The 23372-nt window shown below is 65.1% G+C and carries 15 protein-coding genes; 4 read left to right on the plus strand and 11 right to left on the minus strand.

Features of this window, described 5'->3' with window-relative positions; genetic code table 11:
• Positions 1-8 precede the first annotated feature (8 nt).
• The 8 genes from narH to GO608_RS17760 all read right to left on the minus strand — a co-directional run bounded on the left by narH (position 9) and on the right by GO608_RS17760 (position 12103).
• Positions 9-1559 carry a nitrate reductase subunit beta gene (narH, locus tag GO608_RS17725; protein WP_169197550.1) on the minus strand — a complete coding sequence of 517 codons (1551 nt, stop codon included), beginning with the start codon at positions 1557-1559 and terminating at the stop codon, positions 9-11.
• Positions 1560-1729: 170 nt separating this feature from the next.
• Complete coding sequence (locus tag GO608_RS17730; protein ID WP_169197549.1) at positions 1730-5485, minus strand: nitrate reductase subunit alpha; 3756 nt, start codon at positions 5483-5485, stop codon at positions 1730-1732.
• 57 nt (positions 5486-5542) lie between these two features.
• The gene (locus GO608_RS17735; RefSeq protein WP_169197548.1) at positions 5543-7234 is read right to left on the minus strand and encodes an MFS transporter; all 1692 of its coding nucleotides are present in this window, start codon (positions 7232-7234) and stop codon (positions 5543-5545) included.
• A 27-nt stretch (positions 7235-7261) separates the two neighbouring features.
• Positions 7262-8545, minus strand: a complete 1284-nt coding sequence (locus tag GO608_RS17740) for an MFS transporter (RefSeq protein ID WP_169197547.1) — start codon at positions 8543-8545, stop codon at positions 7262-7264.
• A gap of 274 nt (positions 8546-8819) precedes the next feature.
• Positions 8820-10085, minus strand: a complete 1266-nt coding sequence (locus GO608_RS17745) for a hypothetical protein (protein WP_169197546.1) — start codon at positions 10083-10085, stop codon at positions 8820-8822.
• Entirely contained in the window at positions 10082-10297 is a 216-nt protein-coding gene (locus GO608_RS17750; protein ID WP_011239382.1) for a DUF2249 domain-containing protein, read from the minus strand. The genes GO608_RS17745 and GO608_RS17750 overlap by 4 nt, the downstream gene beginning before the upstream one ends.
• A complete protein-coding gene (locus tag GO608_RS17755; RefSeq protein ID WP_169197545.1) occupies positions 10294-10743 on the minus strand; it encodes a hemerythrin domain-containing protein in 450 nt (149 codons plus the stop codon). Before GO608_RS17755 ends, GO608_RS17750 begins: the two co-directional genes overlap by 4 nt.
• Before the next feature lie 151 nt (positions 10744-10894).
• Positions 10895-12103, minus strand: a complete 1209-nt coding sequence (locus tag GO608_RS17760; RefSeq protein ID WP_169197544.1) for a BaiN/RdsA family NAD(P)/FAD-dependent oxidoreductase — start codon at positions 12101-12103, stop codon at positions 10895-10897.
• A gap of 153 nt (positions 12104-12256) precedes the next feature.
• Here GO608_RS17760 and GO608_RS17765 point away from each other — a divergent pair, with 153 nt between their 5' ends.
• Positions 12257-15943 carry a DUF748 domain-containing protein gene (locus tag GO608_RS17765; RefSeq protein ID WP_169197543.1) on the plus strand — a complete coding sequence of 1229 codons (3687 nt, stop codon included), beginning with the start codon at positions 12257-12259 and terminating at the stop codon, positions 15941-15943.
• Between the two features lie 80 nt (positions 15944-16023).
• Here GO608_RS17765 and GO608_RS17770 read toward each other — a convergent pair whose 3' ends face one another.
• Positions 16024-17295 (minus strand): O-acetylhomoserine aminocarboxypropyltransferase/cysteine synthase family protein, encoded by a 1272-nt coding sequence (locus GO608_RS17770; RefSeq protein ID WP_169197542.1) that lies wholly within the window; start codon positions 17293-17295, stop codon positions 16024-16026.
• Positions 17296-17362: 67 nt separating this feature from the next.
• Positions 17363-18577, minus strand: a complete 1215-nt coding sequence (locus tag GO608_RS17775) for an MFS transporter (RefSeq protein WP_169197541.1) — start codon at positions 18575-18577, stop codon at positions 17363-17365.
• Positions 18578-18867: 290 nt separating this feature from the next.
• Between GO608_RS17775 and GO608_RS17780 the strand changes: the two genes are divergently transcribed.
• From GO608_RS17780 to GO608_RS17790, 3 genes are all read left to right on the plus strand, one after another.
• A complete protein-coding gene (locus GO608_RS17780) occupies positions 18868-19236 on the plus strand; it encodes a hypothetical protein (RefSeq protein WP_169197540.1) in 369 nt (122 codons plus the stop codon).
• 122 nt (positions 19237-19358) lie between these two features.
• Positions 19359-19811, plus strand: a complete 453-nt coding sequence (locus GO608_RS17785; RefSeq protein ID WP_169197539.1) for a YaiI/YqxD family protein — start codon at positions 19359-19361, stop codon at positions 19809-19811.
• A gap of 228 nt (positions 19812-20039) precedes the next feature.
• Positions 20040-21851 (plus strand): M61 family metallopeptidase, encoded by a 1812-nt coding sequence (locus GO608_RS17790; protein ID WP_169197538.1) that lies wholly within the window; start codon positions 20040-20042, stop codon positions 21849-21851.
• A 4-nt stretch (positions 21852-21855) separates the two neighbouring features.
• On the opposite strand, the gene GO608_RS17795 is transcribed toward GO608_RS17790, so the two are convergent.
• Positions 21856-23259: an MATE family efflux transporter gene (locus tag GO608_RS17795; RefSeq protein WP_169197537.1), complete on the minus strand. Its 1404-nt coding sequence runs from the start codon at positions 23257-23259 to the stop codon at positions 21856-21858.
• Positions 23260-23372 lie beyond the last annotated feature (113 nt).

Below are 23372 nucleotides of genomic sequence, written 5' to 3' on the forward strand. Positions count from 1 at the left end.
CGTCTCCTTTATTCGCGCGGGCCGGCGAGCGGTGCGGGTTCGCGCGGCTCGGCGCTCTCCTTGCGGCGTTCGGGGAACAGCGAGTTGCGCGTTATGCCGGTCGACGAATCGTTACCGAACGTGAAGCCGTTCTGGCCCTGGAAGGCGTGGTAGTCGTCGAGACGGATTTCCTCGTGCGCGGTCGGCACGACGAAGCGGTCTTCGTAGTTCGCGATCGCCAGATAGCGGTACATCTCCTTCGCGATGTTCTCGTCGATGCCGGCGCGCGTCAGCGGCCCGACGTCCGGCTTGCCTTCGACGTGGATCGAGCGCATGTACGAGCGCATCGCGAGCAGGCGGTTGAGTGCGCCCGTGATGTATTCCGTTTTGCCCGCGGTCAGCAGGTTCGCCAGATACTGCACCGGCAGGCGCATCGCCTCGGCTTTCGGGATGACGCCGTCGGCTTCGGTCGGCAGCGTCTTCTGGTCGATCTGCGACTGCACCGGGGAGAGCGGCGGCACGTACCAGATCATCGGCAGCGTGCGGAACTCGGGGTGCAGCGGGAACGCGATCTTCCACTCGACCGCCATCTTGTAGATCGGCGACTTCTGCGCGGCGTCGATCCAGGTCTGCGGCACGCCGTCCTTCAGCGCCTGCGCGATGATGACGGGATCATACGGGTCGACGAAGAGGTCGAGGTGCGCCTTGTACAGATCCTGCTCGTTGTCGGTCGAAGCGGCATCCAGCAGCTTGTCGGCGTCATAGAGGATGATGCCGTTGTAGCGGATGCGGCCGACGCAGGATTCCGAGCACACGGTCGGCAGGCCAGACTCGACGCGGGGATAGCAGCCGATGCACTTCTCGGCCTTCGACGATTCCCAATTGAAGAACACTTTCTTGTACGGGCAGCCGGAGATGCACATCCGCCAGCCGCGGCAGCGGTCTTGGTCGGCGAGCACGATGCCGTCTTCCTCGCGCTTGTACAGGGCGCCGGATGGGCAGGAGGCGACACAGGCGGGGTTGATGCAGTGGTTGCAGATGCGCGGCAGATACAGATGGAAGGTGTTCTCGAACTGCTTGTACATCTCCTTCTGCATGTTGGCGAAGTTGGCGTCCTGCGCGCGGGCGGCGAATTCGCCCGCGAGGTCGTCTTCCCAGTTCGGCCCCCACGTGATCTTGTCCATCTTCTGGCCGGTGATCTGCGACACCGGGCGCGCGGTCGGCGTGGCTTCCGACAGCGGCGCGTTCTGCAGCCGGGCGTAGTCGTACGTGAACGGCTCGTAGTAGTCGTCGATCTCCGGCATGTTCGGGTTGGCGAAAATCTGCACGATCTTCTTCAGCCGGCCGCCGGCTTTCAGTTCGAGCTTGCCGTTAACCTTTTCCCAGCCGCCTTTCCACTTTTCCTGGTTTTCCCACTGCTTCGGATAGCCGATGCCGGGCTTCGATTCAACGTTGTTGAACCAGGCGTATTCGATGCCCTTGCGGTTCGACCAGACGTTCTTGCAGGTCACCGAGCAGGTATGGCAACCGATGCACTTGTCCAGGTTGAACACCATCGCGAATTGCGCGCGGATTTTCATGCGTTTCTCCTAATCCTTGATCCTTGGAGCGAAGGCGTGGTGCCGCTTCGCTCCGGGTGGGGTATTTGCTCCGCGGGCTGCGGAACTCGCTCGCTGTGCTCGCTCAGACAGTCCTCGCCCGCTCCGCAAACACCCCACCCTCCGTAAATACGTCCTATCGGCTTCCTCAATTACCGCGGTCCGACCCCGACCGGATTGCGCTGCGCTTCCCGCTCGGCGGTCAGCGGGCGTTCCAGCCAGTCGATGTCCTGGTCCGCGACCTTGTGCAGCACCACCATCTCGTCACGCTGGCAGCCCACCGTGCCGTAGTAGTTGAAGCTGTACGCGAGCTGGGCGTAGCCGCCGACCATGTTCGTCGGCTTGACGATCACGCGCGTCACGGAGTTCAGGATGCCGCCGCGCTTGCCGGTCGAAGGCGAGCCCGGGACATTCACCGTCTTTTCCTGTGCGTGGTACATCAGCGCCATGCCGCGCGGCACGCGCTGCGACACCACTGCGCGGGCCATCGTCGCGCCGTTCGCGTTGATCGCCTCGACCCAGTCGTTGTCCTTCAGGCCGATTTCCTTCGCGTCGTCTTCCGACACCCACACGTACGGGCCGCCACGGAACAGCGACAGCATGCGCAGGTTGTCCTGGTACGACGAGTGGATGCCCCACTTGGAGTGCGGCGTGATCCACGACAGCGTCAGGTGCGGCTTGCGGCGCACCGAATCGGGGATCACGTTCTGCGCCTTCATGTCGACCGGCGGGCGATACGCGCAGAAGCCTTCGCCGAAGTCGAGGAACCACTCGTGATCCTGATAGAAGTGCGCGCGGCCGGTCAGCGTGCGGAACGGGATGTGCTCGTGGATGTTCGTGTAGCCGGCGGTGTAGCTGACCGTCTCCGATTCGATCCCGGACCACGTCGGCGCGGTGATGATCTTCCTCGGCTGGGCCTGGATGTCGCGGAACGTGATCTTGTCCTCGTGACGTCCCGCGTACAGGTGATGGTGGTCGATGCCCGTCTTCTTCGACAGCGCCGACCACGACTTGTGCGCGACTTCACCGTTGGTCTCCGGCGCCATGCGCATCACCGCGTCGCACACCGAGATGTCTTCCTCGAGCGACGGCATGCCGAACGAGATCCCCGGCAGCTTCACCGTGTAGTTGCACTTCTTGAGCTCTTCGTATTCCTGGTCGGTGTTCCAGTCGATGCCCTTGACGTTGTTGCCGAGCTTGGTCATCAGCGGGCCGAGCGCGATGTACTTGCGGTAGGTGTTCGCGAAATCGCGTTCGACGAGCTTGAGCAGCGGCAGCGTCTTGCCCGGCACCGGTTCGCATTCGCCGCGCTTCCAGTCCTTGATGCCGCCCATCGGCTGCGCCAGTTCGAACGGCGAGTCGTGCTGCATCGGCAGTGCGACGATGTCCTTGACGACGCCGAGGTGCTTCTCGGCGAGGTCCGAGAAGGTCTTCGCGATCGTCCTGAAGATCTGCCAGTCCGACTTCGACTCCCAGCCCGGCGTCACTGCTTCCGACAACGGGTGGATGAACGGATGCATGTCGGTGGTGTTGAGGTCGTTCTTCTCGTACCACGTGGCCGTCGGCAGGATGATGTCCGAGTAGGCACCGGTGGAGTTGAGGCGGAAGTTGATATCCACCATCAGGTCGAGCTTGCCGACCGGAGCCTCGCCGTGCCACTTCACTTCCTTCGTGCCGGCGCCGTCGCCGCCTTCCTGCAGCACGCCGTTCTGCGCGCCGAGGAGGTGCTTGAGGAAGTACTCGTGACCTTTCGCCGACGAGCCGATGAGGTTCGCGCGCCAGACGAAGAGGTTGCGCGGCCAGTTCTCCGGTGCATCCGGATCGGCGAACGCGACGTCCAGCTTGCCCGACTTGAGCTCATCGACGATGTACTGCGCCACACCGGCCTCATCCGTCGCGCCGGCCTTCTCGGCCGAGGCGACGAGTTCGAGCGGGTTGCGGTTGAAGTGCGGCGCCGACGGCAGCCAGCCGAGGCGGGTGGCGACGACGTTGTAGTCGGCGAGCTTGTAGCCCTTGTACTTGCCCTTCGCAGCCGGCTGCAGCAACTCGTCGGCGTCGACCGCCTCGTAGCGCCACTGGTCGGTGTGGAAGTACCAGTACGACGTCGAGTTCTGGTGGCGCGGCGGACGCTGCCAGTCGGTCGCGAACGCGATCGGCGCCCAGCCGGCCTGCGGGCGCAGCTTTTCCTGGCCGACGTAGTGCGCCCAGCCACCGCCGCTCTGACCGACGCAGCCGCACATGTGCAGCAGGTTCATGATCGACCGGTACTGCATGTCGTTGTGGTACCAGTGGTTGATCGCCGCGCCCATGATGATCATGGACTTGCCGCGCGTCTTCGACGCGTTGCTGGCGAACTCGCGACCGGTGCGCTCGATGTCGGCGGCCTTGACGCCGGTGACCTTCGCCGCCCAGGCGGGAGTGTAGGCAACCGACGAGTCGTCGTACGAGCGGGCGACGTTGTCGCCGCCGAGGCCGCGGTCGATGCCGTACTGCGCCACCTGCATGTCGAACACCGAGGTGACATAAACGGTTTCGCCCGACGCGAGCGTCAGCTTGCGCACCGGCACGTTACGGTACAGCAGGCCCGGTTCGCCCGGCTGGAAGTGCGGGAAACCGACCGGCACGACTTCGTCGCTGGCCTCGATGCACGACAGCTCGGCTTCGATCTCGTCCTGCGTCGCGGCGTTCTTCGGCAGCAGGTTCCACTTGCCTTCCTCGCCCCAGCGGAAGCCGATCGAGCCGTTCGGCGCGACATACGCCTTGGTACGCGCGTCGTAGACGATCGTCTTCCAGTCGGGGTTGTTCGCTTCGCCGAGGCTGCCTTCGAAGTCGATCGCGCGCAGGTTGCGGTCCGACACGTAGCCGTCGCCGAACGGACGCAGGATCACTTGCATCGGCAGGTCGGTGTACTTGCGCGCGTATTCGGCGAAGTAGGGGTCCTGGCGGTCGATGAAATATTCTTTCAGCGCGACGTGGCCCATCGCGAGGAACGCGGCTGCGTCGGTGCCCTGCTTGACCGGCATCCACAGGTCGGCGAACTTCACGTATTCCGCGTAGTCCGGCGCCATCGACACGATCTTCGTGCCCTTGTAGCGCACTTCGGTCGCGAAGTGTGCGTCGGGGGTGCGCGTCATCGGCAGGTTCGCGCCGGTGATGATGATATAGGTCGAGTTGTACCAGTCGGCCGCTTCGGGCACGTCGGTCTGCTCGCCCCAGGTCTGCGGGCTCGCTGCCGGAAGGTCGCAGTACCAGTCGTAGAACGAGCCGCAGGCGGCGCCGATCAGCGACAGGTAACGGGCGCCTGCCGCGTACGAGATCATCGACATCGCCGGGATCGGGGAGAAACCGTAGATGCGGTCCGGACCCCACTTCTTGATCGTGTAGATGTTCGCCGCGGCGATGATCTCGTTGACTTCCTGCCAGTCGGTGCGCACGAAGCCGCCGAGGCCGCGCACGGTGATGTACTTGTCGCGCTTGGCGTTGTCGGCCTGGATCGCTGCCCAAGCTTCGACCGGATCCTTGCCCGTCTTGCGCTCGGCGCGATACAACTCGAGGAGGCGCCCGCGGATCATCGGGTGCTTGATGCGATGCGGCGAATAGAGGTACCACGAGAACGATGCGCCGCGCTGGCAACCGCGGGGTTCGTGGTTCGGCAGGTCTTCACGCGTGCGCGGGTAGTCGGTCTGCTGCATCTCGAACGACACCAGGCCGTTCTTGACGAAGATCTTCCACGAACAGCCGCCGGTGCAGTTCACGCCGTGCGTCGAGCGCACGACCTTGTCGTGACGCCACCGGTTGCGGTAGGCGTCTTCCCAGTTGCGATCTTCGTTCGTGACGATGCCGTGGCCGCCGGCGAAGGTGTCCTTCACCTTGTCGAAGAACTTCAGTCGGTCGAGAAAATGACTCATTGCTTGCTCCTGTGATTCTGCGATTCGTAATCGGTCGGTTTTCTGGAAGGAAAGGGGTCAGGGGTTGCGGATGTAGGCGTTCTTGCGCAGGTAGAACCACCAGTTGAGGATGAGGCACGCCGCGTAGAACACCGCGAAGCCGTACATCGCGTTTTCCGGCGTGCCGGCCTTGATCTGCCCGCCGATGACGACCGGCGCGATGAAGGAACCGTAGGCCGCGACCGCCGAGGTCCAGCCGAGCACCGGTCCGCGCTGGTCCTGGTCGAAAACGAAGCCGACGGTGCGGAAGGTCGAGCCGTTGCCGATGCCCGAGGCGGCGAACAGCAGGATGAACAGCAGCATGAAGGCGAGGAAGTAGCTCTCGGGCGTCGCCGACTGGTAGGCGAGATGCATCACGTAGCCGGTCACCGCCGATGCGCCGACCAGCACGACCGAGATCACCTGAGTGACGATCGAGCCGCCGAGCTTGTCGGAGATCCAGCCGCCGACCGGGCGGATCAGCGCGCCGACGAAGGGGCCGATCCATGCGTACATCAGGGCGGAGGGCGCGTTCGGGTTCTTCGCATGCACCCAGACATTCGCGGCCGGATCGAACACGTGCGTGTTGCCGAAGATCACCGTGATCGACAGCGGCAGCGCCATCGAGAAGCCGATGAACGAGCCGAAAGTCACGACGTAGAGCGCGGTCATCGACCACGTGTGCTTGTTGCCGAAGATCGCGAACTGCTTGTTCAGGTTCGTCTTCATCTCGCCGGTCGCGACCGCTTTCAGCGCGAACAGCGTGCCGAAGATCACCAGCGGCAGCACGATCCACATGCCGTTGCCGGCGAGCAGGCCCGAGCCGTTGGGGGCCGGCAGATAGAGGTACAGGCCGATACCGGAGATGGCGAGCGCGATGCCGTACATCAGCAGGATGCGACCCATTGCCGCGCCGGTCGAGCCGATGTTCGGCGACACCACCTTGAGGTTGTTCAGGCCGAACCAGCCGATCACCGCGAGCGGCACGAGCAGCAGCAGCCACACGAAGCCGGCGTTCTGCACATAGGTCGGAGTGCCGGCGGCGATCTTGCCGATCAGCGTCGCCGAATCCTTCGCGAGCGGAATCGCGTCGCCGCCGAGCGCGCCGAACAGGCCCAGCGTCATCACTGCGGGGATCAGGATCTGCGAGGTCGTCACGCCGAAATTGCCGAGGCCGGCGTTCAGCCCCAGCGCCGTGCCCTGCAGGCGCTTCGGGAAGAACGTGCTGATGTTCGCCATCGAGCAGGCGAAGTTGCCGCCGCCGATGCCCGACAGCAGCGCCATCAGCTGGAAGACCCACAGCGGCGTGCTCTTGTCCTGCAGCGCGATGCCCGTGCCAAGGGCCGGGATGAGCAGCAGCGTGGTCGTCAGCCACACCGTGTTGCGGCCGCCGCACAGGCGGATGAAAAAGGAGGCCGGGATGCGCAGCGTCGCGCCGGACAGGCCCGAGATTGCCGCTATCGAGAACAGCTGGTCGGGCGTGAAGGGGAAGCCTGCGTTCGCCATCTGCACCGTGATGATGCCCCACATCAGCCACACGGCGAAGCCGCAGAGCAGGCTGGGGATCGAGATCCACAAGTTGCGGTTCGCAATGCGGCTGCCTTCGCGCGCCCAGAACTGCGCATCCTCGGGATGCCATTCGGCGATGTCCGGGCCGCGTGGACGTTCTCCCGGACTTACGCCGGCGGCTCCCGGAGTCGCGGGGATCGGACGCAGTTTTGCAGGTGCCATGGAATTACTCCTGTTTCAGGGGTTCGTTCACTTCGTTGCGGCCACGGGCGCGGTGCCACCGTGCAGCACATCCGCCTCGCCGCCGTGCATCACGTCGGTGCGGCGCACTTCGGTCCAGTACATCCAGATCAGGGAGACCCAGGTGACGCCGTAGAGCAGCATGAATGCGCTCGAGCGCACGCCGGTCAGGTCGAGCAGCGCGCCGAACATGATCGGCAGCAGGAAGCCGCCCAGCCCGCCGACGAGGCCGACGATTCCCGACACCGCGCCGATGTCGTGCGGGAACTCGTCCGAGATGTACTTGAACACCGATGCCTTGCCGAACGCCCAAGCGACGCCGACGGTGAACATCAGCACGGTGAAGAACCAGATGTTGTGATGAATCGCGAACGTCTTCGGGCCGGCGACCGTCATGATCGTGAATTCGGTGTGCGGGTAGGACAGCAGGAACAGGCACACCCAGGACACCCACATCACCCACCAGGTGACCTTGTGCGCACCGAAGCGGTCCGAGAACCAGCCGCCGACCGCGCGCAGCACGCCGCCAGGCAACGAGAAACAGGCTGCGAGCAGCGCTGCGGTCTCGAGGCCGAGGCCGAATTCCCCGACGTAATACTTCGTCATCCACAGCGCCAGCGCGACATAGCCGCCGAAAACGATCGAGTAGTACTGGCAGTATTTCCACACCCGGGGATTCTTCAGCACGCGCAACTGGTCGGAGAACTTCACGCTCGACGAGACGCGGTGCTTCGGGTCGTCGTAGGTGAAGAACCAGAACGCGATCGCGATGATCAGCATCGCCGTGGCGAACGCTTTCGGCACGAACTGCCAGCCGTACGCGACGACCAGCGCCGGGGCGACGAACTTCGTCAGCGCGGCGCCCGAGTTGCCGGCGCCGAACACGCCCATTGCAAAGCCCTGGTTCTTGCGTTCGAACCAGCGCGCGCAGTACGCGATGCCGACCGAGAACGAACCGCCGATGAGCCCGACGAAGAGGCCGGCGACCAGGAACTGCCAGTATTGCGTTGCCTCGCCGATCATGTAGATCGGCACGACCGTCGCGAGCATCAGCAGGAAGAACACCACTCGTCCGCCGAACTTGTCCGTCAGCAGTCCCAACGGCAGACGCACCAGCGATCCGGTCAGCACGGGGGTCGCCGCAAGCAGGCCGAACTGGGTTTCATTGAGGCCCAACTGCGCCTTGATCGGGATGCCGATCACGGCGAACAGCATCCACGCGGCAAAGCACATCGTGAATGCCGTGGTGCTCATCACCAGAACAGAGAACTGCTTTTGACGTTGTGAGGGCATGTTCCTTCCATCCTCGAATGCGGAGCGGATGTCGCTCCAAGGCAGGAGGAAGCGTATGCCTTGCAGGAGCTACCCGCCATTCGCCAAAAGCATGGGAAGGGGGTAGTCCGCCGCCGCGAGAACTAGTCATTTGGAACTAGTCATCGAGGTGCCCCGCAGCGCGAGGCGACTGATCCGGGTAAAACCTGCCGGGCGGCGGTCCGAGCGTCGAAATGACGAAGGCCGCCAGGACGGCGGCCTTCGAGGATTCCGGTGTCCCGTGCGACGCTGCGCTTCAGGCGCTGCGGGCGATCCGGTAGGCGCCGAGGACGCGCATCAGGTTGGCGAACAGCAGGCCGAACTCGAGCATCACCAACACTCCTGCGGTCCGCACGACCAGCGTGCTGCCGCTGAGTGCCGCGATCAGGAGCACCGCGAGAGCCACCGCGTGGGCGATGAGATGCTTGCGGATCGGCCCGTCCGGTTGCAGCTTTTTCATGTTCGGCGCCTTCATCCCCGCCTGCGAGAGGTGCAGCCACGCGAGGAACGGGACGATCTTGTAGAGCATGCCGACGATCGCGGTGACGAAACCGCCGTGCAGGATCAGGATGCCGGCCAGCACAGGCCAGACGTCATGATCGAACCGGTGTGCGGCGACGATGCACAGAAGCCCGGCGATCATGCACGACATCGCGAGCTGGAACGCGCGCGTTGTGTTGTCCGGAACCGAGCGGCGGGAGCGGGTCTGCAGGCGCAGCGTCGTGATCGCAAACGCGCCGGACAAGGCGGCCAGCGCGATCGCCAGAATGAATTCGAGCAACGAAAACCCGGCGAGCACGGCCGCGCTCCATGCGACGAGCGCCGCGCATGTCAGCAGCGCCCAGTAACGTGTGAGCCGGGCCGGATAATTCGGCGTGATCTGGAACATCGGCACGACGACCCAGCTCGTCGCCGCCAGCAGCAAACCTGACCCGCCGAGCCACGCCCAGCCGACATGCAGTTTGACGACGGTCGCCAGCGGCAGGGACAGGCCGCCCGACAGAATCATCGCCAGCGCCATCCCGAGCGTGGCTGCGATGCCGAAGCCGAGCAACGCGAAGCGCAGGTCGCGGGGCGTGGCCTGCGCGATTGGCGTGCGACGCAATCCATACCCTGCGGCCACCAGAAACACCCCGAACGTGATCCCCAGCAGCACGACCGCGGCGTTCAGGAACGGCGGCGAGCCGGCTCCGAGCCCCCACGTCAGGCTTGCGACGCCCGTCGCGAGACCCACATGAACGATTCCCGCGACGATGCGCGCATTCGGAATCGCCGCTCCGGCCACCACTGGCAGGATCTGGAACAGGGCGCCGAACATGATGTTCAGCATGAACCCCACGGCGATCAGATGGGTCAGCGCGAGCGCCCCGGGAGTCCACCGCGACCCGAGCAGGTCGGGAACGAAAAGGAGCACCACTCCTGCAAGCGCTCCGAACAGCGGCGCCGTGAGGAAAAACCTGAGCGGCGTCGAAAACGTGGGCGCAGCTTCGTAGCTGAGGCTGAGGTCGGCGGTAGTAGTCATGGGGCGACGATGTCGATTTCGACCACACCGTCGTCGCGAACCCGGCTCTCATAGCGATAGCGGTCGCGGTCGAGGATGCGGAACAGTGGATAGGGCATGCGGTCGAGGAGCAGCTTCACGCCTTCCCCGGGACGCAGGTCGGCGATCGCCTCCATGACGAGTTCGAAAGGCTGTGGGGGCTCGAGCCCCCGCGCATCGATGACCTGCTTCATGCGGCCTGTTCGCGGCCCAGCTGCTTCGCAAGCGTGGGCGGGAGGTTTTCCCCGGCAAGCTGCGCGTCGCACATCGGGTAGAGAACGTTTTCTTCCTTCATGTTGTGCTGTTGCATCAGGATCAGCAGTGTTTCGGCTTCGCCCGCGTAGTCGTCCTTGTCGCGGCGGCTAACCGCGTCGCGCATGCGCTCGACCGCTTCGCGCATGTCCGCGTGCTCACCACGCATCACTTTGGTCGGGCCTTCGGTCATGCCGGTGACGGATTCGAAACGCGGGAACAGGATCGATTCCTCGGCGGTGAAATGCGTCTCGAGTTCGGCGATGAATTTTTCCAGCTCGGCAGTTCCCTCATCCCACTTGCCGCGCGAGATGGCGGTTTCAGCCCGAGCGAAGGATTCGTCGCAGCTGCGGTGGTCGTGGCTCATAAGGGTGGTGATGTCGTTCATGGTGGGCGTCTCCTTTAAGGTGACCCCATTCTCCGAATTCACACACTGCGAACCTTGATTAGAGTCAAATGGTCAGGAAGCCAACTTTAATTCGTATATCGGCAGTCCGCGGGCAATGCCGATGCGATTGTCTGATGGGTGCCGGGGGGGGTCACACGAACTGGCCGGCCGCGTGCCCGGAAGACCACGCCCACTGGAAATTGAAGCCGCCGAGATGGCCGGTGATGTCCATCACTTCGCCGACGAAATGGAGACCCTTGCACGCGGTCGCTTCCATCGTCTTCGAGGACAACGCCCGGGTGTCGACACCACCCAGCGTCACTTCCGCTTTCGCGTAACCCTGCGTGCCGGACGGCGTGATCTCCCAGGCCGACAAGGCGGCGGCGACGACTTTCAGCTCGGCGGCGCGGAACTGGTTGAGTGGTCGTTCCCAGCCGTGCAAGGCGCACCACGCGTGCGCGAAGCGCCGCGGCAGGCGTTCGGCGAGGAGGTTCGCGAGCAGCCCGCGCTCGCCCGAGTGTTGCTCGAGCCAGGCTTGCACGTCGATTCCGGGCAGCAGGTTGAAACACACCGGCGCCCAGTCCTCGTCGTCGTACGCCTGCGCCTGCCAGTAGCTCGACACTTGAAGCACGACCGGGCCCGACAGCCCGCGGTGGGTGATCAGCGCGGCTTCGCGAAAGCGTCCGCCGTTGCACTGCGCTTCGATCTCCAGCGAAGAGCCGGCAAGCGAGGCGAAGCGCTGCAGCGTCTCGAGCGGCAGCGTCAGCGGCACCAGCGCCGGGCGCGGCGGCACGACCGGAATGCCGAACTGTTCGGCGATGCGGTACCCGAACGGCGTGGCGCCGATCTTCGGAATCGACAGCCCGCCGGACGCGATCACCAGGCTGGTGCACGTATATCGTTCCCGGATCGTCTGGACTGCAAAGCGGGCGAGGGCGTCTTCCTGGCGCGCGACCGCCTCGACCCGCAGCGGCATCGCGAAGCGCACGCCGGCGTCTTCGCACTCGCCCCGCAGCATGTCGATGATCTGCTGCCCCGATTCGTCGCAGAAGAGTTGCCCGAGATTGCGCTCGTGATAGCGGATGCCGTGGCGCTCGACGAGTTCGATGAACTGGGCGGAGCCGTAACGCGCCAGCGCGGAACGGGCGAAATGCGGATTGCGCGACAGGAAGTTTTCCGGCCCGACGCGGCGGTTCGTGAAGTTGCAGCGGCCGCCGCCCGAGATGCGGATCTTTTTCGCGAGTTTTTCGGCGTGATCGATGATCAGCACCTTGCGGCCGCGCCGGCCCGCCTGCGCCGCGCACATCATGCCGGCCGCCCCTGCACCGATCACGATCACATCGAAATTCAGCTCGGCCAACGGAGTTGCTCGACACGTGGAAAGCGGCGCAGCATACGCCGCCGCGCCGGGTGCGGCAATTCGCCGCCAGCACGCCGCATTCCCAGGCCACGCTGTGCCTGCTAGATTGCCGTCATTGACGGCCCGGGTCCGGCATGACAATGGGGGTAGGCTGTGGCGAAAGCGCGAGAGACTGGACGGCTGAACAACGTGGTGGCAAAGCTCGTGCGGCCCGTCAAGTGGATCGCCGGCATCGTCGTGGCCATCGCGATCCTCGGGTTCCTGGTCCTGCCGCCGGCCGTGCGCCACTTCGGCGCCCGCTTCGTGGGCGACTCGATCGGGCGCACCGTCACGATCGAGAAGATCCGCATCAATCCTTTTGCGCTGTCTATGACGGTCGGCGGCTTCAACATCGCCGAAGCCGACGGACAGGGCAGCGCCTTCTCGTTCGGCACGCTGTACGCGAATCTCCAAGCCGAGTCGCTTTTCAGGGGCGGCCCGGTATTGCGCGAGCTGCGGCTCGAGCGCCCGCAGGGGCATTTCGTGCGGCTCGAATCCGGGCGCAACAACTGGTCCGACGTGCTCGAACGCTTCGCCGCGAAGCCGCAGCAGGAGGAGGAGAAAAAAGGCGACGCCCGCTTCTCGCTCAACAACATCCGCGTTATCGACGGGAAGCTGCTGGTCGAGGATCGGCCGGTCGGGCTCGAACACGAACTGTCGGCAATCAATATCGGCCTGCCGTTCCTGTCGAACCTGCCGTCGAAAGTTGAGCTGTTCGTCGAGCCGGACCTGTCGGCGCTCGTCAATGGCCGGCCACTGCATGTCGGCGGGCAGTCCCGACCGTTCGCGAAGGACCGCGAGACCGCGCTCGACATCGTGCTGGATGGTTTCGATTTCACGCCGTATCTCGCCTATCTGCCGTTCGACGCTGCGTTCAAGGTGCCCGAAGGGCAGCTCACGACGCGCCTGCAGCTGGCTTTCTCACAGCCGCCCGAGGCCGCGCCGGAAGTCGCCCTCACGGGTTCGGTCGAGCTCGCGAACTTGCGGCTGCAGGGAGCAAAAGGGGAGCCGATGCTGAGTGTTCCGGCGCTCGCGCTGAGCCTCGCCGACGTCCAGCCGCTCGTGGGCAAGTGGCATTTCGGGCGCCTCGAAATCTCGCAGCCCGAAGTCGATGTGGTGCGCCTCGCCGACGGCCAGATCAACTTCCAGCAGATCATTCCCCGTCCGGATGCCGCCGTGGCAGTCGAGCAGCCGGCCCAGAGCGATGCGACACCTCCGTCGCCGGGCGAGACGGCCACGGACGCCGACGCGGAGTCGCCTCCCGTGTTCCTGCTCGACGAAGCGAAGATCTCCGGGGCGACCGTGCGTTTCGAGGACCGCGCCGCCGCGCCATTTCGCACCGAGCTGAAGGAGCTCGTCCTCGAAGCGAAGAATGTCGGCTCCGCGCCGGACGCGGTTGCCGAAGTCGCGCTGGATTTCGTCACCGACGCGGGCGAGAAGAGTAGCCACCGCGATCGCCTGCGCCTGACCCCGTTCGAGCTCGACGGCCGGGTCGTCGCGGAGAACTTCCAGGTCAGCCGCTATGCGCCTTACTACGCCGCGGCCCTGCCGGGCGGCGAGGTCCGCGACGGACGCCTCGACGCGACGGTCGGCTACAAGGTGCGGCTCGACGAGAAGAAGGAAGCGGCGATCGATGTCCTCGCCGAGTCGGTCGTGCTGCGCCAGTTCGAGCTCGCGTTGAAAGGCCGGAAGCAGCCGGTCGTCACGCTGCCGCGGCTCGCGCTCCAGACAGTTGCCGTGTCGCCGGCGCAGCGGACAGTGACGATCGGTGGGGTCGAATCGAAAGGTGCGGCGTTCGCGCTGGTGAAGGCTCGCAACGGCAAGCTCGACGCGCTCGGGCTGCTCGACGAGCCGGCCGGGGCAAAACGACAGGCCGGCGGCCGTCCGGCGAACGCGAACGCGAAAGCAGCCGCGCCCGAAAAACCGTGGTCGCTCGCGCTCGAACGGCTCGCGCTCGACGACTGGGCGGTCCGCTTCGAGGATCGCACCCAGGCTGCGCCGATCGTGCTGCAGGCCGCCGCGATCAAGCTGAAGGCGGACGGGCTCAGCACCGCCAAGGGCGCGACGACGAAATTCGAGCTCGATGCGCGCATCAACAAAAGGGGACGGGCGGCTGTCAATGGAACGATCGCGCTCGATCCGTTGAAAGGAAACCTTCGGGTCGATCTGCGCAGCGTCGACCTGTTGCCGCTGCAGCCCTACGTTGTCGAACAGCTCAATGTCGCCATCTCGCGCGGCACCGTGACCACGCGCGGCACACTGGCTTTCGAGTCCGCGCGCGACGGCGACGTGAAAGGGCGCTTCCGCGGCAATCTGGCCGTCGCGGACTTCTCGTCGATCGACAAGAACCACGCGACCGATTTCCTGCGCTGGCGCAGCCTCGCGCTTGCCGACGTGGATGTACGGACCGCGCCGCTGGCGGTTTCGATCGGCGAAGTCGCGCTGACGGATTTCTATACCCGCCTGATCCTCGACGAGACCGGCCAGCTCAATCTGCGCGAAATCCGCCAGCAACCCGACGCAGCTCCTGCCGCCGAGGCAACGAAACTTGCGCCCGAATCCTCCGGCCGTACGACAAGCGTCGAAGTCCCGCCTCCGGCGACTCCTCCGCCGCCGATCTCGATCGGCAAAATACTGATCAAGCAAGGCAACATCGCGTTCAGCGACCGCTTCATCCGTCCGAACTACGACGCGAACCTGACCGGAATGGAAGGCGAGGTGGTTGGGCTGTCGTCCGACCCGGCGACGCTGGCGCGGCTCGACCTGCAGGGCAAGGTCGATGACACGGCGCCCGTCACGATCGGCGGTGAATTCAATCCGTTCAGGGAAGACCGCTACCTCGATATTGCCGCGTCGGTGAAGGATTTCGAGCTGACCGGCGTTTCGCCCTATTCGAGCAAGTACGTCGGCTACGGGATCCAGAAAGGCAAGCTGTCGGCCGACCTGACTTACAAGATCGAGGACCGCAAACTGACTGCGACGAATCGCCTCTTTCTCGACCAGCTCACGTTCGGCGACCGCGCGGACAGCCCGGATGCGCCGAACCTGCCGGTGCAACTTGCCGTGTCGCTGCTCAAGAACCGGGCTGGCGAGATCGACCTCAACCTGCCGATCAGCGGTTCGCTCGACGACCCCCAGTTCAGCATCGGCGGTCTCGTCGTCAAGGCGATCCTGAACTTGATCGGCAAGGCCATCACCGCACCGTTCGCGTTGCTGGGATCGATGTTCGGTGGCGGGGAAGAGCTGTCGCAGCTCGATTTCGCGCCCGGGCGCAGCAACTTCGACACCGCGGCGGAACGGAAGATCGAGACGCTGGCGAAGGCGCTGACCGAACGGCCGGCGCTGCGGCTCGAAATCACAGGGCAGGCCGATCGCGCCACCGACACGGCCGGGCTGAAGAAAGTGATGCTGTTGCGGATGATGAAAGCGGCGAAGCTCAAAGAATCGGTCCGGCGCAGCGACGAGGCGCCTCCGCTTGAAGACGTCGTCATCACCGCCGAGGAGTATCCGAAATGGCTCGAGCGCGTGTATCGGGACGCGGATTTCAAGCGGCCGCGCAACGCGATCGGGCTGCTCAAGGATCTGCCGGAAGCCGAGATGGAAGCGCTGATGCTCGCCAATATCGCCGTCGATGACGAAGCGCTGCGCCATCTCGCGCAGGAGCGGGCGCAGTCGGTCAAGAGTCGCCTGCTCGAAAAGGACGAGATCGCCGCGAACCGGGTTTTCCTGCTGGCGCCGAAAGTCGAAGCGGCGCAGGATGCGGAGGGCGGCGGGCGCAGCGCGACTTTCTCGCTGCGCTGAAGGATTTTCCGCCCCGGTTCGAACTGCACAGCGCGCGCGGTGCACGGGGTCCCGGCACCGGAGTGCCGGATGTGCGCCCGTCAGGCGGCCGCGAGCGCGCCGTCGAGGTCGGCGATCAGGTCGTCGATGTGCTCGATGCCGACCGACAGCCGGATCATGTCTTCGGAAACGCCGGCCGTCGCCATCTCGTCCGCCGACAGCTGGCGATGCGTCGTCGATGCCGGATGGCACGCGAGCGTCTTGCAGTCACCGATATTGACGAGGCGGGTGACCAGTTTCAACGCATCCTGGAAGTGGGCGCCGGCGGCGCTCCCGCCCTGCACGCCGAACGTGAGGATGCCCGAGGCGCGCCCGCCCATGTAGCGCTGCACCAACCCGTGATCCTCGTGATCCGGCAGGCCGGCGTAGTTCACCCAGCTCACTTTCGGATGGTTCTTCAGGAAGCTCGCGATCCTGACGCTGTTTTCGCAGATGCGGTCCATCCGCAGCGCGAGCGTCTCGATGCCCTGCAAGATCAGGAACGCGTTGAACGGCGAAATCGCCGCGCCCATGTTGCGCAGCGGCACGACACGGGCACGCGCGATGTAGGCTGCCGGGCCGAGCGCTTCGGTATACACGACCCCGTGGTACGAGACGTCCGGCTCGTTGAGCCGCCTGAACCTCTCCTTGTGCTCCGCCCACGGGAACTTGCCCGAATCGACGATGATGCCGCCGAGCGAGTTGCCGTGCCCGCCGAGATATTTCGTCAGCGCATGAACGACGATGTCGGCGCCGTGCTCGAACGGGCGGCACAGGTACGGCGACGGGACGGTGTTGTCGACGATCAGAGGCACGCCGTTGCGGTGCGCGACTTCAGCGAGCTTCTCGAAGTCGGTGATGTTGCCGAGCGGATTGCCGACCGATTCGCAGAACACCGCTTTCGTGCGTCCGTCGATCAGGCGCTCGAACGCTTCCGGGTCGCGGTAATCGGCAAAGCGCACTTCGACGCCGTATTGCGGCAGCGTGTGTGCGAACAGGTTGTAGGTGCCGCCGTACAGCGTGCTCGACGTGACGATGTTGTCGCCGGCTTCGGCGATCGTCTGGATCGCCGCGGTGATCGCCGCCATGCCGGAGGCCATCGCCAGGCCGGCGATCCCCCCTTCGAGCGCCGCGACGCGCTTTTCGAGCACGTCCTGGGTCGGGTTCATGATGCGCGTGTAGATGTTGCCTTGCACCTTGAGGTCGAACAGGTCCGCGCCGTGCTGGGTGTCGTCGAACGCGTACGAGGTGGTCTGGTAGATCGGCACGGCGACCGCCTTGGTGGTCGGGTCCGGACTGTAGCCGCCATGGACGGCGAGCGTTTCGAGCTTCATTCGGGAGTTCCTCGGGTGGTTGACGGAAAAAGTATAACCAGCGCGGTTTCGAACCCGGAACAACTATTCAGGCCGTTGCCGCAGCGGCGTGCATCCGCGCTTCGCGGATCGGCAGGTTCACCAGCGCCGCCGCGGCCGCGAGCGCCATGTCGGCGTACCACATCCACGTGAAATCGCCGCGCTGCGTGATCGCCAGGCCGCCGAGGTACGCGCCGAGGAAGCCGCCGATCTGGTGCGACAGCAGCGTCAGGCCGAACAGGGTCCCCAGGTAGCGAATGCCGAACAGCTTGCCGACGAGCGCGGCCGTCGGCGGTACGGTCGCGAGCCAGGTGAAGCCCAGGCCGGCGGCGAACAAGTAGAACGTCAGGTCGGTTTTCGGCATCAGCAGGTAGGCACCGACCAGGAGCGCGCGCGAACCGTACATCGCCGCGAGCACGTATTTGCTGCGATAGCGCGACACCCATGCGCCCGCATAAAGGCTGCCGACGATGTTGGCCAGGCCGATGATCGCGAGCGACCAGCTGGCCACCGACGGCGGCAGGCCGCACAGGTCGACTTCGCCCGGCAGGTGGGTGACGAGAAAGGCGATGTGGAAGCCGCAGGTGAAAAAACCGGCGTGCAGCAGCAGGTAGCTGCGGTCGCCCATCGCGGTGCAAACGCTGTTCCACAGGCCGGTATCGTCGTGAGCGTGCCGGACCGGCGCCTTGCCGGACGTCGTCAGCCTGCCGACGAGCGGCAGTGCGGCGAGCGTCATCAGCGCGAGCGCCCACATCGCCCCCATCCAGCCGACGCCCTGAATCAATTTCTGCAGGACCGGCGCGAACACGAACTGCCCGAACGAGCCGCCGGCGTTGATGACTCCGGAAGCTGAACCGCGCGCTTCGAGCGGCAGCCGCTGGGCGGCCGCGCCGATCAGCACCGAGAAGCTGCCGGCACCCGAGCCGATCGCCGACAGCAGGCCGAGCGAGACGATCAGGCCCACTCCCGAAGTCATGAAGGGCGTCACCGCACTGCCCAGCGCCAGCACCAGCAGCCCGGCGACCAGCACTTTCGCCGGGCCGTAGCGGTCGGCGGCTGCGCCCGCGAGAGGCTGGATCGCGCCCCACATGAATTGGCCGATCGCGAGCGCGAGACTGATCGTTGCGATGCCGAGTCCCGTCGAAGTGTTGAGCGGCGACACGAACAGGCCCATCGACTGCCGGGCGCCCATTGTCACCATCAGGATGCCGGCCGCAGACAGGGTGACGATCAGCACGTCGCGTTTTGCGAGAGAACGAAGCATGAAGAAAATTCCAATGAAGTTGCCGCGGGCGACGCCAACGTAGCACAGTAACCTGCGGGCGGCGCCTGAACAGACACGTTCTGTTCCAATGGGCCACTCCTTGTCGTTGACGGAACCGGACAGGGGCGAGCCGCCCTCGGTTGGGCTGCTCGTTCGTTTTTTTCAATTTCTGAAACAGTCCCGAATTGCGTAAGCTCAATGAACCGTTCGTGCCGTTCCTGCACTGTGCAGCATTTCCTCCCGCCGGCTTCCCGGTGGGCTGTACAGCATGGCCTTGAAGGAACACATCCGTGAAATCGACTCTCCCTGCGCTGCTCGCATCTTTCTCCGCGGTCGTCCTGGCAGCATGTTCTGGTCCCACCGAATCTACCGGGCCGAGTGAGCCGGGAGCCTATGTGATCAACACCGGAAATGGGAAAGCTGAAGTGCGCATCATCCGCCCCGACCGCACGTCGATGTCCGTGCCGGGAACGTGGGTGAAGGATGGCTCGATGTATCGGGTCGAGGTCGCCGGGTGCGGCACGCTCGGCTTCAGGGAGCAGGGCCTCATCACGTACTGCGACCAGTGTGTGCAGATCAAAAAGCAACCGGACCAGTACCCGGATTGTAAAATCGCCGTCGAGTCCTTCCCCGACACCTGGATCAGCTCCGGATTCTGATTCGTCCCGGAAACGGGGAGATGGTCGGATCGGCACCAAAGCTCTGATGCAGCAGCCCCGTGCACGATCGCTGCCGAATGCGATGTATCGTGCGCGCTGGCAGTCCTGACGGGAGTACGCACATGCAGATCTGGGTGGATGCCGATGCTTGTCCGAAAGTGATCAAGGAAATCCTCTACCGTGCGGCCGAACGGACCGGGGTGCTGTTGACGCTGGTCGCTAACCAACCGCTGTTCCCGCCACGCTCCCTGTGGATCAAGAGCTTGCAGGTGCCGCCTGGCTTCGACGTCGCCGACAATGAAATTGTCAGGCGGCTCGCCACGGGCGACCTCGTGGTCACTGCGGACATCCCGCTGGCCGCCGAAGTCATCGCGTGCGGCGGCCACGCGCTGAACCCGCGGGGCGAGTTCTACTCGACCGAGAACATCCGTGAGCTGTTGAACTTGCGTGATTTCATGGACACCTTGCGCTCGTCGGGCGTACAGACCGGCGGCCCGGCAGCGCTCACCCAGGCTGACCGGCAGGTGTTCGCGAACCGTCTCGACCAGTTTCTCGCCCGGATCGGTTCGGGCTGAATGGTGGGGTCCCGGTCGGTTTTTCCGGCCGTCCCTTATCCCCACGCACCGTGGGCAGGTATGTGGACAACTTGTGGGGATGCCGGGCAGGGCGTTGAACACAAAGGGAATGTTGCGCCTGCACAAAAATGAGGCATTCGCGCCACAATTCCCCGGCGGAGCAAGGCAGGCGGTCCTGGCGCACTCCGCGCTAGAATCCCGGGCCACCTTTTTTCCGCGGAATCGCACATGACCGGTCTGCCGCCCGTCCGTTACACCATCGCGCCGATCCGGCCTGCCTCGCACTTGTTCGAAGTCACGTGCACGGTCAGCGACCCGGCCCCTGGCGGACAGGTGTTCCGCCTGCCGGCGTGGATTCCGGGCAGCTACATGATTCGGGAATTTGCCCGCAACATTGTCACCTTGCGGGCCGAGTGCGAGGGCAGGGCGGTCGTGGTCGACAAGCTCGACAAGCACACCTGGCGGGCGGCGCGCGTTGCGCCCGGGCGTGCCCTGACGCTGGTGTATGACGTCTACGCGTGGGATCTGTCAGTGCGAGCCGCGCACCTCGATCCGACCCACGGATTCTTCAACGGCACAAGCATGTTCCTCGCCGTCGAAGGGCATGCGGAGCGGCGCTGTCTCGTCGAGATCCTTCCACCACCACCAACCACTTCCCGGCGCTGGAAGGTTGCGACGACGTTGCCGCGCGCGGTCGGCGAGATCGGCGCGGCGATGCCGATGGGGTTCGGGTGCTACCGCACCGACAGCTACGACGAACTCGTCGATCATCCCGTCGAGATGGGAACCTTCACCCACGAGGTGTTCGAGGCGGCGGGGGTGCCACACGAAATCGCACTCACCGGCCGCCACGACTGCGACACGCGGCGTCTGTGCGCGGACCTCGCGCGCATCTGCGCCTGGCAGATCGAACTCTTCGGCTTGCCGGCGCCGGTCGATCGCTACCTGTTCCTGACGATGGTCGTCGGGGACGGCTACGGCGGTCTCGAACACCGCGCATCGACCGCGTTGCTGGCGAGCCGCAACGACCTGCCGTACCCCGGTATGAACGGTGTGCCCGACGGCTACAAGACTTTTCTCGGGCTGTGCAGCCACGAGTATTTCCACACCTGGAACGTGAAGCGGATCAGGCCGGCCGCGTTCACGCCGTATGACCTGCAGAGCGAGAACTACACGCGCCTGCTGTGGGCTTTCGAAGGCTTCACGTCGTATTACGACGACCTCGCGCTCGTCCGTTCGGGTGTGATCCCGATCGAGGACTATCTCGGCCTGCTCGGCAAGACGGTCTCGAACGTGTTGCGCGGCGGCGGCCGGCTCAAGCAGAGCGTCGCCGAGTCGTCGTTCGATGCGTGGATCAAGTACTACCGGCAGGACGAGAACGCCCCTAACGCGATCGTCAGCTATTACGCCAAAGGCGCTTTGATCGCGCTGGCGCTGGACCTGCAGTTGCGAGCGGCGAGCGCCGGCAGCGTGAGCCTCGACGACGTGATGCGCCTGCTGTGGCAGCGGCATGGCCGCACAGGCGTCGGGGTCGAGGAGGACGGGCTGTTCGCGCTCGTCGAGGAAGTTGGCGAACGCGGCGGGAAAGGTGCAGGGCGACGACTCGCTCGCTGGCTCGCGAAAGCCGTGCACGGGACCGAAGACCTGCCGCTCGCACGCCTGCTGAAGCCTTTCGGTGTCGCGTGCGAGGTCGAAGGGGCATCGAAAGGCCCGACGCTTGGCGCGAAGCTCGCCCCGAATTCGGGCGAAGCGAAGCTCGCCAGCGTCTATGACGACGGACCGGCGCAGGCGGCAGGACTGTCGGCCGGTGACGTGCTCGTCGCGATGGATGGTTTGAAAGTGACGGGAAGCTCGCTCGAAGCGCAGCTGGCGCGGCGCAAGGCGGGCGAGCGAGTCGAGATCCACGCGTTTCGTCGCGACGAGCTGATGAGCTTCGATGTCGAACTGGCGGCAGCGCCGGCCGATACGGCAAAACTCACGCTCGCCGCCAAGCCCCCGGCGGCGGCGCTCGCGCTGCGCAAAGGCTGGCTGGGCGGCTGACCGTTCAGGTCTGCACGTTTTGCGGGCGCCGCATCACGACGTGCAGCAGCCAGCCGAACAGCGCCGACGCGAGGACCGTCGCGACGACGCTCGCTTCCCAGAAGCCGGCGACGGTAGGCGACTGCTCGCGCCCCGGGGCGTGGAACGCGAGCCAGTAACCTCCGGCCAGCGCGATCCCCCAGAAACACAACGCGTGCAGCAGCATCGGCATGAACGTCACCTTGTAGCCGCGCAGCGCGTGGGCCGCGACCGTCTGCACGGCGTCGAAAATCTGGTAGATGCAGATGTAGAACACCAGTCCGAGCGCCACTGCGCGCACTGCCGGGTCTGCGGAAAACAGCGCAACGACCGGCTCGCGTCCGACCCACAGCAGCACGCCGATCAAGGCAACGAGCGCGACCGTCAGGCCCATCCCGACGCGGACCGTCGTCCGTGCGCGCGCCGGCTCACGGGCGCCCGCAGCCTGCCCGACGAGCACCAGGATCGCGATCGATATCGCCAGCGGAAGCATGTAGATCAGCGCGGCCAGGTTTGCGACGACGCGGTGTCCCGCCACCGCCTCGGCACCGAGCCGGGCGGCGAACAGCGCGATCAGCGTGAACGACGACACTTCGATGAACGTCGACAGCCCCATCGGGATGCCCAGTTTCAGCAGGGCAAGGAGATCGCGCCGGCGCGGCGGCTGCCAGTTGGCAAACAGTCGGTAGGGACGGTAATCGCGGTTGCGGGCGAGATAGCCCGCGCCGCACGCGAACGCGATCCAGTTCACGATTGCAGTCGAGATGCCGCAGCCGACCACGCCGAGGGGGGGCAAGCCGAAGCCGCCGTGCACCAATGTCCAGGCGAGCGGAACATGCGTCGCGGTGACGATGAAGCTGATCAACATCAGCGCGCGGGGACGGCCGAGCGCGTTGTTGAAAGCGTAGAAAGTGCGGTACAGCAGGACTGCGGGCAGGCCGAACGCGGTCGCGAGCAAATAATCCCGGGTCTTCCCGGCCACGTCGGCAGGCACGCTGCTGAGTTCGAGCAGGAAACCGGGGAAGGCGAGCAGCGCAATGCCGGGCAGCGCAAGCATCAGCGCCAGCCAGAATCCCTGCTGCAGCGCCGGGCCGATCGCGTCGACGCGGCGGGCGCCGAAATGATGGGCGACAGTCGGAGCGACCGCCTGCAGCACGCCGACGAGCAGCATCGCGATCGAAATGTAGACGCCGCTGCCGACCGCGACCGCGGCCAGGTCGAGGGTACCGTAGCGTCCGGTGATGAGGGTGTCGGCGATCAGCATGCTCATCGACAGCAGCTGGGCAACGAGCACCGGCCAGGCGTGATGAAACAGGCGCTGGGCGATGGTGAGCGAGGACTCGGGAGCGCTCAATGGTAAAGGTGGAAAAGGAGGGACCGGGGCGGACATCGAGCGGGGGTTCCCGGTCGGTTGCGGAAGAACGCGGAGTTTAGCCAAAAAAACCATGTACATACCAGCCGCCCCGGGGGCTCCAGTTCCGGGTGCTGCGCGCGGATCTCTAT

This window comes from Aromatoleum buckelii (assembly GCF_012910785.2).
In the GTDB taxonomy this organism is placed as follows: Bacteria; Pseudomonadota; Gammaproteobacteria; order Burkholderiales; family Rhodocyclaceae; genus Aromatoleum; species Aromatoleum buckelii.

Excerpts from the sequence above, each read along its gene's own strand:
- GO608_RS17785 (WP_169197539.1), top strand. The coding sequence starts at position 19,359 with ATGCAGATCTGGGTGGATGCCGATGCTTGTCCGAAAGTGATCAAGGAA.
- GO608_RS17745 (WP_169197546.1), bottom strand. The coding sequence starts at position 10,085 with ATGACTACTACCGCCGACCTCAGCCTCAGCTACGAAGCTGCGCCCACG.
- GO608_RS17795 (WP_169197537.1), bottom strand. The coding sequence starts at position 23,259 with ATGTCCGCCCCGGTCCCTCCTTTTCCACCTTTACCATTGAGCGCTCCC.
- GO608_RS17730 (WP_169197549.1), bottom strand. The coding sequence starts at position 5,485 with ATGAGTCATTTTCTCGACCGACTGAAGTTCTTCGACAAGGTGAAGGAC.
- GO608_RS17755 (WP_169197545.1), bottom strand. The coding sequence starts at position 10,743 with ATGAACGACATCACCACCCTTATGAGCCACGACCACCGCAGCTGCGAC.
- GO608_RS17770 (WP_169197542.1), bottom strand. The coding sequence starts at position 17,295 with ATGAAGCTCGAAACGCTCGCCGTCCATGGCGGCTACAGTCCGGACCCG.
- GO608_RS17750 (WP_011239382.1), bottom strand. The coding sequence starts at position 10,297 with ATGAAGCAGGTCATCGATGCGCGGGGGCTCGAGCCCCCACAGCCTTTC.
- GO608_RS17740 (WP_169197547.1), bottom strand. The coding sequence starts at position 8,545 with ATGCCCTCACAACGTCAAAAGCAGTTCTCTGTTCTGGTGATGAGCACC.
- GO608_RS17775 (WP_169197541.1), bottom strand. The coding sequence starts at position 18,577 with ATGCTTCGTTCTCTCGCAAAACGCGACGTGCTGATCGTCACCCTGTCT.
- narH (WP_169197550.1), bottom strand. The coding sequence starts at position 1,559 with ATGAAAATCCGCGCGCAATTCGCGATGGTGTTCAACCTGGACAAGTGC.
- GO608_RS17790 (WP_169197538.1), top strand. The coding sequence starts at position 20,040 with ATGACCGGTCTGCCGCCCGTCCGTTACACCATCGCGCCGATCCGGCCT.
- GO608_RS17735 (WP_169197548.1), bottom strand. The coding sequence starts at position 7,234 with ATGGCACCTGCAAAACTGCGTCCGATCCCCGCGACTCCGGGAGCCGCC.